This window comes from Actinoplanes couchii, from assembly GCF_016862075.1.
In the GTDB taxonomy this organism is placed as follows: Bacteria; Actinomycetota; Actinomycetes; order Mycobacteriales; family Micromonosporaceae; genus Actinoplanes; species Actinoplanes couchii.
The window spans coordinates 1-14,055 of the sequence record NZ_BOMG01000148.1 but is presented as its reverse complement, the minus strand read 5'-3'; the positions used below and the strand labels follow the sequence as shown (position 1 = coordinate 14,055).

Genomic DNA, 14,055 nt, shown 5'->3' with positions numbered 1-14,055 from the left:
CCTCGTTCTTCTTGGTACAGCCGGTGAGAGCGAGGGCAGCCGCGGTGGTGATCGCCAGCGCGCTGGCGAACTTGCGGTCGAAGCGCATATGAACTCCCCAACGATTGCATTCACGTTTGAAACGTTTCAGGATCTTGCTCATTCACGTTACGAGCCTGTGAATCACGTGTCAAGGATCTCAGTTTTCCAGCACACAGCGCACATGGAAAGCAACGGAACGTCGATTTGGCTCGGCAGAGCGCCGTGACCTGCCGCACTAAACACGGGATCGCTCGCAACACAAACGCCACCAGAAGAATTGCGGCGACGTTCCACTTGTGTTTCGTACCCACAAGTGGTTTGAAGGTTTCAATTCGGCATCGAACCCTTGCACCAACGCTGCCCGCAACCATGGATCAACCGCCAGCGGCTCCGGCGGCCAGGAGACCAGCAGACCGGGCAGACCGGGAGACCAAAGGGCCCAGCGGCCAGGCCCAGCGGCCAACGAGGGCTGGCGGCCAAGGACACCGCTCAGGCCGCCATGGCAGCCAACAGCGCCGCACCGCACCTCGCCACGCCCCACCGCGCCACGCCTTCCCACGCCGCACCGCGCCACGCCCCACCGCGTCTCACACCACCACGCCTCGCTTCACTGGAACAGGCAAAACCGCGCCGGGTTACGGCATCGGCTGGGGATGGGACGGGATGGGCGGCATCCTTCCGGACGATCAGGTCCGCTCGGGTGACCCGACCGCCTTGCCGGGTATCACCATCGGGCCCAGCGGCACCGTTATCCTCCAGTCAGGGACCAGTGGCTATTCGGAGTGGTCCCACTTCTGGTGGGACTTGCCGTTGCACTCCCAGACCTGGACCGCGATCCCGTTGGACGTACTGGCGTCCGGGATGTCGACGCACTTGATTCCCCAGAGGCTGACCAGGTCGAATGACGTGTTGTAGTTCCACTGCTGTGCCTTGATCCCGGTGCACGTGGCCAGTCGCAGACCGGCGCCGTCATCGGTGCCGCCGACCTGCACGCACTTCCCGCGCACCCGCAGCGTCTTGTCCGAAGCGACGGTGAACCGCTGCCCGGCGGAGCCGTTGCAGGTGTAGGACTGGACCGCCCCGGTGGTCGACGGCGCGTGCAGACAGGTCCCGGTGCCCTTGCTCTCGAACGGCGTTCCGGCGGCGGCGGCCTCGGTGGTGGGGGCTGCGGTCACCGGCCCGGTGGCTCCGGACGACGTTCCCGCCGACGGCTTCTTGCTCCCCTTCACGGCCGCGCTCGCTCCGGCCGACGGAACGTTCGCCGACGGGTTCCGGCGCGGCCGGCCCGATTTGGACGGCTTGGCCGGCGGTAGTTGGGTACCGGCCCCGGCCGCCTCCCCCGGCAACGACAGGAACGACACCGACGGCACGGCCTGGGTGGTCGACGTCTCCGGCTTCGACAGCAGCGGATAGGCGACCGCTCCCCCGGCGATCAACAACGCCGCCACCGCGATACCCACCGCGATCGGCCCCTGCCGCTTCGACCCCTGGGCCGAGTTCTCCACGGTGAGAGCCCCGGACGACTCGGAAGGGCCCGCCGGAACCGGGACGACCTGCCCCGCCGGAGAGACCGCCCCACCTGCAGATGCCGGCCCGATCGGAGAAGCCGACGCGACTGGAGGCACCGTGCCAGCCGGTGCCGCTATGCCGGGCGGACTCACATGTGCCGACGGGGTCATCGGCGCGGCCGGGACCGCCTGCGCAGACGGTGTCACCTGTGCGGCCGGGGTCACCTGCGCGGGCGACGCGACCTGGCCGACCGGAGCTACCTGTGCGGGCGGCGTCACCTGCGCGGGCGGGATCACCTGGCCAGGAGCGGCCGGGCGGGCGGAGATCCCGGGCTTCATGGAAGCCGCGAACGTGGGCTCCGCATACGCCGGGACGTCGGCCGGTGGCGGTGAACCCGGGACGGTGGCGGCCAGCAGCAGACGATGAGCGGTCTCGGCGTCCGCCCGCCGGCCCGGGTCACGCTGCAACAGGGCGGTCAGGGCATGCCGCAGGACGCCGGCGCGTTCCGGCGGGTCGGGCAGTTCGGTGGCGAGTGCCGCGAGGGTGGTCATCGGGGATGAACGGACGTATGGCGGCCGGCCCTCGACCGCCGCGTACAGCGTCGCCCCGAGCGACCACAGGTCGGCGGCCGGCCCGACCTCACCGTCCAGGGCGCGTTCCGGGGCCAGGTACTGCGGCGAGCCCAGGACGACACCGGTGCGGGTGATGCTGGAGTCACCGGCGGCGGTCGCCAGACCGAAATCGGTCAGGACCACCCGGCCGTCGTGGGCGAGCAGCACATTGCCGGGTTTCACGTCGCGGTGCAGCAGGCCGACCCGGTGGGCGGCGAGGATGCCGAGGCCGACGCGGGCCACCTTGTCCGGCGCCATCGGACCGTCGTCACGCACCGTGTCGAAGAGGGAACGGGACGGCACCAGCGCCATGACGATCCACGGGTCGCCGTTCTGGAACACCACGTCGAAGATCCGGACCACGTTGGGCTGGTCCAGCATGGCGATCGAGCGGGCCTCGCGGATGGCGCGTTCCCGCAGCGCAACCATCTCCGGCTCGGTGAGGCCGGGCGGCGGCGTCAGCTCCTTGATCGCGACGTCGCGGGCGAGCAACTCGTCGCGGGCCGCCCAGACGCGACCCATGCCGCCCTGACCGAGCTGGCCTACCAGGCGGTAACGTTCTGCGATCAAATTCGGCACTGCGGCACGGTACAGGGATCGACCGGCTCCGTGTGTCCGCTTCGGAGCGCGTCAATCAGTCGTCAACACGACGTATTACCGACCAAGATCGCTGTTCACGGTGGCTGGTGACCCGCCGGGGACATGGGCCCCGGCGGGCCGAGCGTCCACACTGTGGGACAAGTGAGTTGTGGCACAGCGATCACCAGGAGGTGACGGACGGCTGAACTGCGACGAGGCGGGTTTCCGGGCCGACGAGCACGGCACCGGCCGGGGCCGCGGTCATCATCACGCCACGGTCGGTGGAGCGGTACGGAGGTGGAGTGGAGTCCGAGCCGAGGTTGACCACCACCGCGGTGGCGAACTCGGCGCTGAACAGCCGCCACCGGGCCGGGGACGTGTCGGCGGCTGCGGCGCGGCGGGTGGACGGGTACGCGTACGGGAGAGCCATCTGTGTCATGTCCCCAGCTTGACCTGGGTTTTTCTGCGGTCGCAGTGAGCGCCCTGTGGGTTTTCTGAACGACCCGCGTCTGGCGGCGTCATGGCAGGGTTGTACCCGGAACGACCCGGAGGAGCGAAATGACGTTGTTGACCGCAGCCGCGCTGATGGTGGCGCTGTGCCAGGTGAAGGATGACCGGCTGGACGAGATCTCCGGGCTGGTGGTCGACGGCGACGGGTATGTGGTGGTGAACGACGGCGCCGACGACCCGGCCGGCCGCAAGATCTTCTACCTGAACAAGAAATGCAAGGTCACCGACACCGTGTCGTTTCCGTCCCGGCCGCGTGACACCGAGGACCTGGCCCGCGGCGCGGACGGCACGCTCTGGGTCGGCGACATCGGTGACAACGGGCGCGAGCGGGAGACGATCGGCGTGTGGCGGCTGAAGCCGGGCGCGAAGGAGCCGACGCTGTTCCGTCTGTCGTACCCGGACGGTGCCCATGACGCGGAGGCGCTGCTTGTCGGTTCGGACGGTGTCCCGATCGTGGTGACGAAGGATCCGCTGACCGCGGGCGTCTACGTGCCGACCGGCAAGCTGTCGGCGGACGGGACGACGCCGCTGCGCCGGGCCGGCGACTTCCCGATCCCGATCACCACGACCAGCAACCCCTACGGCTTCAAGGGCCGCCTGGTGGTGACGGGTGGCGCGGTGAGCGCGGACGGCCGCCGGATCGCGCTGCGCACCTACGCCGACGCTTTCGAGTTCGACGTCCCCGAGGGCCAGACCGATGCGGAGGGCCTGGTCAAAACCATCAGCGGGGGTACGTCTAGAACGGTCGCGCTCCCGGACGAGCCGCAGGGCGAGTCGATCGCGTTCTCCGCCGACGGCACGGCTCTCCTGACGATCTCGGAGATGGCCGACGGTTTGAAGAAGGTCGACCTGCTGAGTTACCCCCGGGCCGGCGACGCCGCGGAGGCTAAGGCTTCGGAGCCGCCGAAGGCCACGGAGACCGAACAGACCGGGGAGCCCCGGGCCGAGCCCGCTTCGAACAGCCGCGAACTACCGACCGGCGCGCTGCTAGCGGGTGGTGCCTTGGCGGTCGCCGCCGGCCTGATCGTGCTGATCTCCGCCCGGTTGCGCCGCCGTCGCTAGGTCGATCAGGGTCTCGGCCGCGGCCCGGGCGTGCCGTCCGTAACCGGGATCGTCGAGCACCATCGCGCGGCTGGCCGCACCGTCGGCGAGGGTGACCAACTGCTCGGCCAGCGCGCCCGGATCGGCCGCGCCCATCTCGGTCAGCAGCTCGGTGACCAGGCGCAGCATGGTGAGTTTCTGGTTCCGGGCGAAGGTGTGCACCGGGCTGTCCGGGTCCGGGTACTCCGCGGCGGCGTGCAGGAACGGGCAGCCCCGGACGGTGCCGTCCGGCCAGGGCTGGACGGTGAACATCGCCAGGAGCCGCTCGCGGGGTGACAGGTCGGTGCGGGCGAGTGTGGTCAGCACCGACCAGCCGCCCGTCACGATGTGGTCGAGGTGCGCGAGGACCAGGTCCTCTTTCGCGGGGAAGTGCGCGTAGAGGGTCCGCTTGGACACCGGGGCACCGGCGGCGATGTCCTCCATCGTGGTCGCGGTGATGCCCTGGGCGGCGAACAGCCGGTTGGCGGCGGCCAGCACCCGCTCGCGCCCGCCGCGTCCCGCCCGGCGTACCGGCTCATCCCCCATGCCCCAACTGTACGCCAGCGTTTACCAGAGGTATCGTTCCCGATGTACACGCCAGCGTTTACCTAAGGAGAGCCATGACGACGACCTCAACCGTGGAGCAGGTCATCCGGGGCCGGCGCGCCACCCGGGCCTTCCGCTCCGACGCGGTGCCGGCGGAGACGATCGAGGCGATCTTCGACCTGGCCCGCAACGCGCCGTCGAACTCCAACACGCAGCCCTGGCGGGTGGAGGTGGTCAGCGGCGCCGCCCGGGAGCGGGTCGCGGACGCGCTGGTCGCCGCGCACGAGGCCGGCCGGCGGACCGTCGACTTCCCGTACCGCGAGGACATCTTCGAGCCGGTCCACCAGCAGCGGCGCCGGGCGTGGGGCGCCGAGTTCTACGGTGCGCTCGGGGTCGGCCGCGGGGACACCGACACGATCGCCGACCTCGACCGGCGGAGCCTGCGTTTCTACGAGGCTCCGCACGTCGCCTTCCTGTTCGCACCGGACTCCGGCGACCCCCGGCTGACCGCGGATGTCGGCATGTACGCGCAGACCCTGCTGCTGGCGATGACCGCGTACGGGATCGCCAGCTGCCCGCAGGCGCTGCTGAGCTTCTACGCCGACACCGTCCGGGAGACTCTCGGCGTCACCGGCGGCAAGCTGCTGTTCGGTGTCGCGTTCGGGTACGCCGACCCCACCGCCACCGTCAACACCGTCGTCGCGAGCCGCGAACCCCTGGCCGGGACGACCCGCTTCCATACCCTCTAGTCGACGAGCCGGCGGTGTTCGGCCAGGTAGAGGGCCACCCGGTCGCGGTTGACGGCGGCGAAGAAGTCCCGGGCCGGCGGGTCCAGCTTCTCGCCGAGGTAGACGCCCTTCTCGAAGTACGCGCTGCCGGGCAGCGTCACCGATATCGGCTTGTTCAGGCGCAGGTTCTTGAGGGCGACAGCCCAGGCCAGGGCGCTGCCGGTGTCGCCGACGAAGGTGAGGGAACTGCCGAGGGTGGTGATCACCTTGGGGAGGCGGGCCGGGTCGGCGGCTACCGAGCGGGCCGTCTGGACGGACAGGGCGGTGACGAGTTGCCGCTGGTGGCGCTGGCGGTCGTAGTCGACGCGGGGCAGGCCGTAACGCTGCCGGACGTAGTCGAGGGCCTCCCACCCTTGTAGGCGTACCGCAATCGGGCTTTTGTGGTAGGTCTTCTGCACCCCGATGTAGGGCCGTGGGCAGTTGTCGTGGCCCCGGCACTCGGGTTTGCGGTCGCGGGGCCGGCCGTCGGGCTTGAGGTGTTCGGAGACCACGTCCTGGTCGATGGCCATGGTAACCCCGCCGAGCGTGTTGATCAGGGTGCGGAAGCCGCCGAAGTTGAGGACCGCCCCGGCCTGGAACTTGCGGATGCCGGTGACCCGGCCGACGGCGCGGGAGAGCAGGCCGAAGCCCTGGGCGGTGTCGTAGCGGTCCGGGCCGGTCCGGCTGCCCAGGGCCATCGCGGCGTTGATCTTCGCGCGCTGGGTGGGTGTGTTGTTGACCGGGTAGGCCGGGATCTGCATGACCAGGTCGCGGGGCAGCGAGAAGAGGTAGACGCCGCGCCGGTCGGTCGGGATGTGGGCGATCATGATGGTATCGGCGAGCGGCTTGGTGTGGCTGCCGCGCGGGTCGATGCCGACGAGCAGCAGGTTGACCGGCCCGCTGATGACGGTCGCCGCGGTGGCCGCGACGGCGCCGGCCGCCGGGAGCAACAGCAGGGTGCCGGCGGCTGTCGCGAGTCGTGCCCACCACGGTGTCCTGATCACCCAGCGATGATCACACCAACCCGGACTTTCCGGAGGTTTTTCCGCATCCGGACCACTCCTCCGGGAGTATCGCGGCCGCTGATATTTCCGGCAGGTAAAGCCACCCGTCCGGATGATATTTCCCGGAGGATTGAACCGGACACCGCCCATAGGCGTATCAGATACGGCCAGCCTCCATTCTTCGCGACGGGAGAACAGCCATTCCCACCGCTCGGCGTGTCATTGCCCCGGAGGTTCTGCTGCGGGGTGCGGCGAACCATTTCGGCAAGAATTCGACGATAGACATGGACGTTCTCGCCGGGGAACTCGCGATCAGCCGGGCCACGCTCTACCGGGCGGTCGGGAGCCGGGACGGTCTGCTCGGCGAAGTCTTCTGGACGATCGCGCAGTTCCTGATCACCGAGGCCGCCGGGCGGACGACGAGCGCCGGGCCGGACCGGGTCATCGACATCTCCCGGACCTTCGCGCAGAGGCTGGAGCGGGCCGAGCAGCTGCGGCGGTTCATGGCCACCGAGCCGGAGGCGGCGGCCCGGATCCTGTTCACCGCGGCCGCCGAGGTCAAGCACCGGTCGATCGAGGCGCAGGCCCGGATCTTCCGGGATTCCGGCATCGAGGGCGACCCGGACGACCTGCGCCGCCGTGCCGCCCTCTACGTGCGCACCCTGGAGGGGGTGCTGTACGGCCCACTCCTGGGCAGCGGGCCGATCGCGTTCGAGTCGGCCGAGCCGGCTCTGCGCGCCCTGTTGGACGGCTAGTCGCAGGCCGTCGAGCTGTACTCCTGCACCGCCGTGCCGCGCGGGCCGGGGCAGATGAACTGCTGGTAGCGGGTGTCGCCGTCGACGAACACCTTCAGCCAGGAGATGCTCATCGACGAGATGGTGGCGTTCGGCGTGTTCGGCGCGAAGTGGCTGGCGTTGTTGAGCTCCAGGAACGCCTTGCCGGGCGCCGCGGGCAGGCTCTGGAAGAACGGCGTGGCGAAGCTGCGCACCGGGGCGATGGTGTCCGCCTCGGCGCCGACGATCATCGTCGGGACCTGCACCTGCCGGAAGTTCTTGCTCAGGTTCCACGGCGTCAGCGGGATCGCGGCCTTCAGCGACGACCGGCTCTGCGCGGCCTCCAGGGCGCCGCCACCACCCATCGAGTGCCCGACCACCGCCACCCGGGCCGGGTCGATCTTGGCCTTTGCGCTGCTGTTCTTCGTGAGGAAGTCGGCGGCGGCGAGCAGCTGACGGCCCCGGCTGGCCGGCTGGTCCGAGGTGGTCAGCGTGTCGATGTTGAAGACCACGAAGCCCTGCGACGCCAGGCGTGGTGCCAGCCACGCCATGCTGGACTTGCGGGCGGTGAAGCCGGGGGCGATCACCACCGCGCCGAACGTGCCGGCGCTGGTGTCGGTGGGCGCGTAGATGTCACCGCCGCCGAACCCGGAGACCGACGCCCGGGAGACGCCGGTCTCGGTGATCGCGAACGGCCCGCGGGCCGCCTGGATGCTCGTGTTGCTGGGCGCCGGGCCCTTCGCGAACGACGCCTCGGCTGCGTTCGCCTGTGGGATCAGCGTGATTCCAGCAGCACCGAGAGCGACGGCGGCAGCGATTCCGAATACCTTCGGGACTGTCTTTCCCATTCTCTTTCTCCCCACTGGACAACTGCTTCCGGTGCGATCGATTTTTAATTCGCCGAGGGTCATTCGACAACGTTTCCGGAATAACTGAGACGGGGGTTCGGGCGAAGCCGCCGGATTCGGGCAAACCTTTGGATTCCTGGCGTTCAACAATTGTCTTCAATGGACGGTTAGCGTCCGCCGCATGAATCGGCGAACCCTGTTGCGCAGCACCGTGGCCGGTGCCGGAGGCCTGGCCCTGCCCTTCACCGCGTGGTCGGCGGCCTACGCCGCACCGGCCCAGAACGCGACCGGCCCGTACGGCGCCCTGCGCGCCGCCGACAGCAACGGCATCCAGTTGCCGGCCGGCTTCACCAGCACGGTGATCGCCCGCTCCCGGCAGACCGTGCCCGGCACCTCGTACGTCTGGCACGACGCGCCGGACGGCGGGGCGGTCATCCCGAACGGCAGCGGCTGGATCTACGTGTCCAACGCGGAGGTCAGCTCGTCGGCGGGCGGCGGCGCGTCGCGGATCCTGTTCGACTCGGCCGGCGCGATCGTCGGCGCGTCCCGGATCCTGTCCGGCACCAGCCAGAACTGCGCCGGCGGCAAGACCCCGTGGAACACCTGGCTGAGCTGCGAGGAGATCAGCCTCGGTCGGGTCTGGGAAACGTACCCGCTGGGTGGCACCGCGGTGGTCCGCCCGGCGATGGGGCGGTTCAAACACGAGGCGGCCGCCGCCGACCCGGTCCGCCAGGTGATCTACCTGACCGAGGACGAGACCGACGGCCGGTTCTACCGGTTCGTGCCCACCACCTGGGGAAACCTGTCCGCGGGCACCCTGCAGGTGTTCGTCGCCGGCACCGGAACCAGCGGCTCGTTCACCTGGCAGACCGTGCCCGACCCGGACGGCTCACCCACCCAGACCCGCTACCAGGTCTCCGGCGCCAAATCGTTCAACGGCGGCGAGGGCTGCCACTACGCGAGCGACACCGTCTGGTTCACCACCAAGGGCGACAACCGGGTCTGGCAGGTCAACCTCCAGAGCAACACCTTCGAGCTGGCGTACGACGACAACCTGGTCACGTCCGGGTCGGCGCCGCTGACGGGTGTCGACAACGTGACCGGCTCGTCGTACGGCGACCTGTACGTGGCCGAGGACGGCGGCAACATGGAGATCTGCATGATCACGCCGGACGACAGGATCTCGGTGTTCCTGCGGGTCACCGGCCAGTCGTCGTCCGAGCTGACCGGCCCGGCGTTCACCCCGGCGGGCAACCGGCTCTACTTCTCGTCGCAGCGCGGCACCAGCGGATCGTCCTCCGGCGGGATCACCTACTGCGTGACCGGGCCGTTCCGGGTCTGACGGCTTTACCGGATCCGCTCGGCGATGGCCACGATCGTCGCGTGCACCAGGTCTCGTTCCAGGGGTTCACGCTCCCAGGCCTGGTGCATCGGCCAGCCCTCGATCAGCGCGTCGATGGCCCGGCAGGCGCGCGGCGGGAAGTGCACGGCCAGGCTGTCCCGGCTTCGCAGCAGCCAGCGCCGGCAGGCTTCGGCGACCGCCGGGTTGTGGTTGGCGTAGCCGTACATCTCGTGCAGGATCGTCACCTCCCGCGACGTGACGTAGTCGTCGCCGCAGATCAGGTCGGTGACCGCCGCGCAGGCCGCGAGCTGGTCGGGCGCCTCGGTCAGGGCGGTGCTGTAGCGCTCGGACATCGAGTCGGCGAGCGCCTCGAAGGCCTGCTCCAGGATCGCGTCGAGGCTCTCGAAGTGGTAGGTCAGCGATCCGAGCGGCACACCGGCGGTATCGGCGATCCGGCGGTGGGTGGTGCGGTGCACGCCGTGTTCGGCGATGACGGCCAGAGTGGCGTCGAGAATGCGCTGTTTGCGCAGCGGGTCGTTGGCCACCCGTCTGGGCCCGCCCATATGTGATCCTCCTCGCCCCGGTCGGGCCATTGTAGGACCCCCCACAAAGTGCGTACGTTTGTACGCACTTAGAAGGGAACCCTGATGGACCACGCCACCGCGCGCCGCCGCCTCGCCTTGTTCGCACTCTTCTTCCTCCCCGGGCTCGGCCTCTCCTCGTGGGTGACCCGCACCCCCGACGTCCGCGACCTGCTCGGCGCGTCCACCGCCGAGATGGGCCTGGTCCTGTTCGGGCTCTCGGCCGGCTCGATGATCGGCATCCTCGGCTCCGGGGTGCTGGTCAGCAGATTCGGCACCCGGCCGGTGGTGACCGTCGGCATCCTGGCCACCGCGATCAGCACCCCGGTCATCGGCGCCGGGGCCGGGCTGTCCAGCAGCGCCCTCGTCGCGGCCGGGCTGTTCCTGTTCGGGTTCGGCGTCGGTGGCGGCGAGGTCGCCATGAACGTCGAGGGCGCCGACGTGGAACGGGTCATCGGGCGGGCTGTCCTGCCGCTGATGCACGGCTTCTTCAGCTTCGGCACGGTCGTCGGCGCGATCCTCGGCATGCTGCTCACCGCCGGATCGTTCCCGGTCACCTGGCACCTGACCGTGATCGGCCTGATCACCGCGCCGATCGCGGTCCTGGCCATCCGGCAACTGCCCACCGGCATCGGCGTCCAGCCGCGCACGGCCGCGGTGGAGAAGACCGGACCGCCGGTCTGGCGGGACTCCACCCTGCTGCTCATCGGCGTGGTCGTGCTCGCGATGGCCCTCGCCGAAGGTGCCGCCAACGACTGGCTGCCGCTGCTGATGGTGGACGGGCACGGCTTCGACGCGGCGCTCGGCTCGGCGGTCTACGTGGTGTTCGCCGCCGCGATGACGATCGGCCGGTTCGGTGGCGGCTGGTTCCTGGACCGATTCAGCCGGGCCACGGTACTCGGCGCCAGCGCGGTGATCGGTGGGATCGGTGTCGCCCTGGTCGTCTTCGTCGACAACCAGATCGTCGCCGCCGCCGCGGTGCTGCTCTGGGGTGTCGGCGCGGCGCTCGGTTTCCCGGTGGCCCTGTCGGCGGCCGGCGACTCCGGCGACAACCCGACCGCCCGGGTCTCCCTGGTCGCGACGGTCGGATATGTCGCCTTCCTGGTGGGGCCGCCGGCCCTCGGTTTCCTCGGCGAGCACTACGGTCTGCGCTACGCGATGATCACCGTCCTGGTGCTGCTCGCGGTCGCCGCTGTTCTGGCCCCGGCCCTGAACCGGGCCCGCTCCGCCATGGACCCGGTTCCCGTCGGCCCGGACCCGGTTCCCTTTGGCACCGAACGGGTTCCCGCCGGCCCGGACCAGGTCTCCTCCGGCGAGGCCGGCGACCAGGCTCCGGCCTCGCTCGACACCGCCCGGTGACCTTGCTCGACGTGATGACCCGGCGGCCCCGCCGGGCCCGAGGCCGCCGGTGGTCTCACTTGGCGTGACTCCGGCGCCGGCATCGCCTTGCTTGATGCCTGCGGTGACCGGAAGTGGTCAGGCGGCTCGGGCTACCGACAGGGCCACCTCGCGGTGGGCGTCGTGGGCGTCGAGACGTGCGGTCAACGACGCCCGGACGTGGTGGTAGCAGTCCGGGCCGAGCGGCAGCCGCAACGGCGCGTCCGGCCCGTCGGCCGAGGCGATCATCGCCTCGGCCACCAGGCCCGGATCGTTGTCGCTGCTGATCGCGCCACTGGTGATCGCCCGCCGGACGTCCCCGGCGGGCGTCGCGTCGTACTCGGCCATCACCGGCGCGGTAGCAAGCGCGTCCAGGAAACGGGTCGGCGCAGCGCCCGGCTCGACGATGGTCAGGCCGATGCCGAACGGCGCGATCTCCGGCGCGACCGCCTCACAGAACCCTTCGATGCCCCACTTGGCCGCGTGGTAGTAGCTGTAGTTCGGGATCGCGATCTGCCCACCCGCCGACGACACCTGCAGGATCCGCCCGTGCCCCTGCGCCCGCAGATGCGGCAGCGCCGCCCGGATGACCGCGATCGACCCGTGCAGGTTGGTGTCGACGACGTGCCGGATCTGTGCGGCGGACGCCTCCTCGACCGCGGCGAACAGGCCGTAACCAGCGTTGTTGACGATCACGTCGATGGTGCCCAGTGCCGCGAACGCGCCGTCGACCACGTTCCGGACGGCCGCACCGTCGGTGACGTCGAGTTCCGCGACCCGGAGCTGGTCGCCGTACGCCGCAATGAGGTCTTCGACCGCCGCCCGGCGTCGCACCGTCGCGGCGACCCGATCCCCGCGCTTCAGGAGTCGTTCGGTGAGCTGCCGGCCGAAGCCGGACGACGTGCCGGTGATGAACCAGGTCTTCGTTGTTGACATGCCGACGACGCTACGATCTAGAGTTCACTCTAGGTCAAGCCGAGGGACGGACATGGATGAACTGACGATCGGCCAGGTCAGCGAGCGGACCGGGCTGAGCGTGCACGCGCTGCGTTACTACGAGCGGGAGGGGCTGCTCGTCGGGTCGGTGTCGCGCAGCAGTGGCGGACGCCGGCGGTACTCGACATTCGACGTGGACTGGATCCGGCTCTGTGTCCGGTTCCGGGAGTGCGGCATGCCGGTCACCGAGATCCGCCACTACGCCGAACTGGTCGCGGCCGGAACCGGCAACGAGGAGGAACGTCTCCAGCTGCTGCGCGCCCAGGAGGCCCGGTTGAAACACGAGCTGTCCCGGATGACCGAGTGTCTGACAGTGATCAGAGCCAAGGCCGATCTGTACGCCCAGCACGTGACCGCCGGCACCGCCGGTTCGCTGTGGACCGGGGAGACACCCGCCTGCCTGGCCCTGGAAGCCGGGGTCCAGCCCGTATGATGCCCGCCATGAACTGCTTTTTCGCCACACGCACGCGTCGCGGCTGAACCGGCCGCCCGCAACGTTCCGTCCCGCGGAGCGCTTCGCCGAGCGAACGCGCCTCATCCGCGCGGGCCGCTGAAGCACGCGGTCCGCGTCTCACGCCGCGCGTGAGTGCTGGACGGATCTCGAAGCCGCGGCCGGTTGATCACCGATTCCGGTATCAGCCATCCGAGAGGCAGACCCATGCGCATCCGCACCATGTCCGAAACCGATCTGCCCACCGTCGTCGCCCTGGCCGTCGAGGTGTTCGGCCCGTTCCATGAGGAGTCGTTCCGGCCGGCGGTCGGCGAGGTCGTCTTCACCGACCGGGACGCCCACTGGCGCGAGGAGTACGCCGAGCAGATCCCGAAACTCGCCCACGTCGCCGTGGCCGAAACTCCGGACGGCGTCATCGCCGGATTTGTCGCCTGGGACGACCGCGGCGACGTCTCCCACGTGGCGGTCTCCCCCGGCCACCGCCGCACCGGGCTGGGACGGGCCCTCTGCGAGCACGCGTTCGCCCGGCTGAAGGCGGCCGGCACGACGGTCGCCACCATCGGCACCGGCGGCGACGACTTCCACGCCCCGGCCCGCGCCCTCTACGAGAGCCTGGGCTGCACGCCGTTTCCCCTGGTCACGTACTACCGGGAGCTGTGACGGGTGGCGTCCGCGATCGCTTTGTGGGAGACGTGGGCGGTCAGCCCGCCGTCGACCACGATCTCGGCGCCGTTGACATATCCCGACTCGACGGACACCAGGTAGACGATCAGCGGGGCGATGTCTCCCGGGGTTCCCACCCGCCCGAGTGGGATCCCCGGGAGTGCCGCGTCGAAGAACGCCTGCGGCGCCGACTCCATCAGCGGCGTGTCGATCAGGCCGGGCATCACCGCGTTGACCCGGATGCCCCGCACGCCCAGTTCGAGCGAGGCACTGCGGGTCAAACCCCGAAGAGCCCATTTGCTTGCCGTGTACGGCGCGGCGGCATGCCCCGACACCGCCGCGACCGAGCAGATGTTGACGATCGACGAGCGTCTCAGTTTTCCTGTGCGATCCTGTG

Annotated in this window: 15 protein-coding genes; 7 read left to right on the top strand and 8 right to left on the bottom strand. The window is 69.9% G+C overall.

Annotated features, from left to right (window positions below):
- Positions 1-794 precede the first annotated feature (794 nt).
- Together Aco03nite_RS51420 and Aco03nite_RS51415 are read right to left on the bottom strand one after the other, a co-directional pair.
- On the bottom strand, positions 795-2,720 hold the full coding sequence (locus tag Aco03nite_RS51420; protein ID WP_203810405.1) for a serine/threonine protein kinase: 1,926 nt from the start codon (positions 2,718-2,720) through the stop codon (positions 795-797).
- Positions 2,721-2,901: 181 nt separating this feature from the next.
- Positions 2,902-3,159 (bottom strand): hypothetical protein, encoded by a 258-nt coding sequence (locus tag Aco03nite_RS51415; RefSeq protein ID WP_203810403.1) that lies wholly within the window; start codon positions 3,157-3,159, stop codon positions 2,902-2,904.
- Positions 3,160-3,278: 119 nt separating this feature from the next.
- Here Aco03nite_RS51415 and Aco03nite_RS51410 point away from each other — a divergent pair, with 119 nt between their 5' ends.
- A complete protein-coding gene (locus Aco03nite_RS51410; RefSeq protein ID WP_203810401.1) occupies positions 3,279-4,292 on the top strand; it encodes an NHL repeat-containing protein in 1,014 nt (337 codons plus the stop codon).
- Here Aco03nite_RS51410 and Aco03nite_RS51405 read toward each other — a convergent pair.
- Complete coding sequence (locus tag Aco03nite_RS51405) at positions 4,218-4,856, bottom strand: TetR/AcrR family transcriptional regulator (RefSeq protein WP_203810399.1); 639 nt, start codon at positions 4,854-4,856, stop codon at positions 4,218-4,220. The two genes, Aco03nite_RS51410 and Aco03nite_RS51405, sit on opposite strands and share 75 nt — an antisense overlap.
- A 74-nt stretch (positions 4,857-4,930) precedes the next feature.
- On the opposite strand from Aco03nite_RS51405, the gene Aco03nite_RS51400 reads away from it, so the two are divergent.
- Positions 4,931-5,605 (top strand): nitroreductase, encoded by a 675-nt coding sequence (locus Aco03nite_RS51400; protein ID WP_203810397.1) that lies wholly within the window; start codon positions 4,931-4,933, stop codon positions 5,603-5,605.
- On the opposite strand, the gene Aco03nite_RS51395 is transcribed toward Aco03nite_RS51400, so the two are convergent.
- Positions 5,602-6,627: an LCP family protein gene (locus tag Aco03nite_RS51395; protein ID WP_239146140.1), complete on the bottom strand. Its 1,026-nt coding sequence runs from the start codon at positions 6,625-6,627 to the stop codon at positions 5,602-5,604. The two genes, Aco03nite_RS51400 and Aco03nite_RS51395, sit on opposite strands and share 4 nt — an antisense overlap.
- Before the next feature lie 284 nt (positions 6,628-6,911).
- On the opposite strand from Aco03nite_RS51395, the gene Aco03nite_RS51390 reads away from it, so the two are divergent.
- Positions 6,912-7,382: a QsdR family transcriptional regulator gene (locus tag Aco03nite_RS51390; protein WP_203810393.1), complete on the top strand. Its 471-nt coding sequence runs from the start codon at positions 6,912-6,914 to the stop codon at positions 7,380-7,382.
- On the opposite strand, the gene Aco03nite_RS51385 is transcribed toward Aco03nite_RS51390, so the two are convergent.
- Positions 7,379-8,248: an alpha/beta hydrolase family protein gene (locus tag Aco03nite_RS51385; RefSeq protein ID WP_203810391.1), complete on the bottom strand. Its 870-nt coding sequence runs from the start codon at positions 8,246-8,248 to the stop codon at positions 7,379-7,381. The two genes, Aco03nite_RS51390 and Aco03nite_RS51385, sit on opposite strands and share 4 nt — an antisense overlap.
- A 181-nt stretch (positions 8,249-8,429) precedes the next feature.
- Here Aco03nite_RS51385 and Aco03nite_RS51380 point away from each other — a divergent pair, with 181 nt between their 5' ends.
- Positions 8,430-9,590, top strand: a complete 1,161-nt coding sequence (locus Aco03nite_RS51380) for an alkaline phosphatase PhoX (RefSeq protein WP_203810389.1) — start codon at positions 8,430-8,432, stop codon at positions 9,588-9,590.
- Between the two features lie 5 nt (positions 9,591-9,595).
- Here the strand turns inward: Aco03nite_RS51380 and Aco03nite_RS51375 are convergent, their stop codons facing one another.
- Positions 9,596-10,153, bottom strand: a complete 558-nt coding sequence (locus Aco03nite_RS51375; protein WP_203810387.1) for a TetR/AcrR family transcriptional regulator — start codon at positions 10,151-10,153, stop codon at positions 9,596-9,598.
- A gap of 84 nt (positions 10,154-10,237) precedes the next feature.
- Between Aco03nite_RS51375 and Aco03nite_RS51370 the strand changes: the two genes are divergently transcribed.
- Positions 10,238-11,530, top strand: coding sequence for an MFS transporter (locus Aco03nite_RS51370; protein WP_203810385.1), 1,293 nt, complete (start codon positions 10,238-10,240; stop codon positions 11,528-11,530).
- A 117-nt stretch (positions 11,531-11,647) separates the two neighbouring features.
- Here Aco03nite_RS51370 and Aco03nite_RS51365 read toward each other — a convergent pair whose 3' ends face one another.
- Complete coding sequence (locus tag Aco03nite_RS51365; protein ID WP_203810383.1) at positions 11,648-12,484, bottom strand: SDR family oxidoreductase; 837 nt, start codon at positions 12,482-12,484, stop codon at positions 11,648-11,650.
- Between the two features lie 52 nt (positions 12,485-12,536).
- Here Aco03nite_RS51365 and Aco03nite_RS51360 point away from each other — a divergent pair, with 52 nt between their 5' ends.
- Together Aco03nite_RS51360 and Aco03nite_RS51355 are read left to right on the top strand one after the other, a co-directional pair.
- The gene (locus tag Aco03nite_RS51360) at positions 12,537-12,977 is read left to right on the top strand and encodes a MerR family transcriptional regulator (protein ID WP_203810381.1); all 441 of its coding nucleotides are present in this window, start codon (positions 12,537-12,539) and stop codon (positions 12,975-12,977) included.
- Between the two features lie 240 nt (positions 12,978-13,217).
- A complete protein-coding gene (locus tag Aco03nite_RS51355) occupies positions 13,218-13,655 on the top strand; it encodes a GNAT family N-acetyltransferase (protein WP_203810379.1) in 438 nt (145 codons plus the stop codon).
- Here the strand turns inward: Aco03nite_RS51355 and Aco03nite_RS51350 are convergent.
- The coding region (locus Aco03nite_RS51350; RefSeq protein WP_203810377.1) for an SDR family NAD(P)-dependent oxidoreductase at positions 13,640-14,055 on the bottom strand (416 nt) is incomplete at its 5' end. The genes Aco03nite_RS51355 and Aco03nite_RS51350 overlap by 16 nt on opposite strands.

Bases quoted from the DNA above. Each gene is read 5' to 3' on its own strand.
- Aco03nite_RS51415 (WP_203810403.1), bottom strand. From the start codon at position 3,159: ATGACACAGATGGCTCTCCCGTACGCGTACCCGTCCACCCGCCGCGCC.
- Aco03nite_RS51410 (WP_203810401.1), top strand. From the start codon at position 3,279: ATGACGTTGTTGACCGCAGCCGCGCTGATGGTGGCGCTGTGCCAGGTG.
- Aco03nite_RS51405 (WP_203810399.1), bottom strand. From the start codon at position 4,856: ATGGGGGATGAGCCGGTACGCCGGGCGGGACGCGGCGGGCGCGAGCGG.
- Aco03nite_RS51400 (WP_203810397.1), top strand. From the start codon at position 4,931: ATGACGACGACCTCAACCGTGGAGCAGGTCATCCGGGGCCGGCGCGCC.
- Aco03nite_RS51390 (WP_203810393.1), top strand. From the start codon at position 6,912: ATGGACGTTCTCGCCGGGGAACTCGCGATCAGCCGGGCCACGCTCTAC.
- Aco03nite_RS51385 (WP_203810391.1), bottom strand. From the start codon at position 8,248: ATGGGAAAGACAGTCCCGAAGGTATTCGGAATCGCTGCCGCCGTCGCT.
- Aco03nite_RS51380 (WP_203810389.1), top strand. From the start codon at position 8,430: ATGAATCGGCGAACCCTGTTGCGCAGCACCGTGGCCGGTGCCGGAGGC.
- Aco03nite_RS51375 (WP_203810387.1), bottom strand. From the start codon at position 10,153: ATGGGCGGGCCCAGACGGGTGGCCAACGACCCGCTGCGCAAACAGCGC.
- Aco03nite_RS51370 (WP_203810385.1), top strand. From the start codon at position 10,238: ATGGACCACGCCACCGCGCGCCGCCGCCTCGCCTTGTTCGCACTCTTC.
- Aco03nite_RS51365 (WP_203810383.1), bottom strand. From the start codon at position 12,484: ATGTCAACAACGAAGACCTGGTTCATCACCGGCACGTCGTCCGGCTTC.
- Aco03nite_RS51360 (WP_203810381.1), top strand. From the start codon at position 12,537: ATGGATGAACTGACGATCGGCCAGGTCAGCGAGCGGACCGGGCTGAGC.
- Aco03nite_RS51355 (WP_203810379.1), top strand. From the start codon at position 13,218: ATGTCCGAAACCGATCTGCCCACCGTCGTCGCCCTGGCCGTCGAGGTG.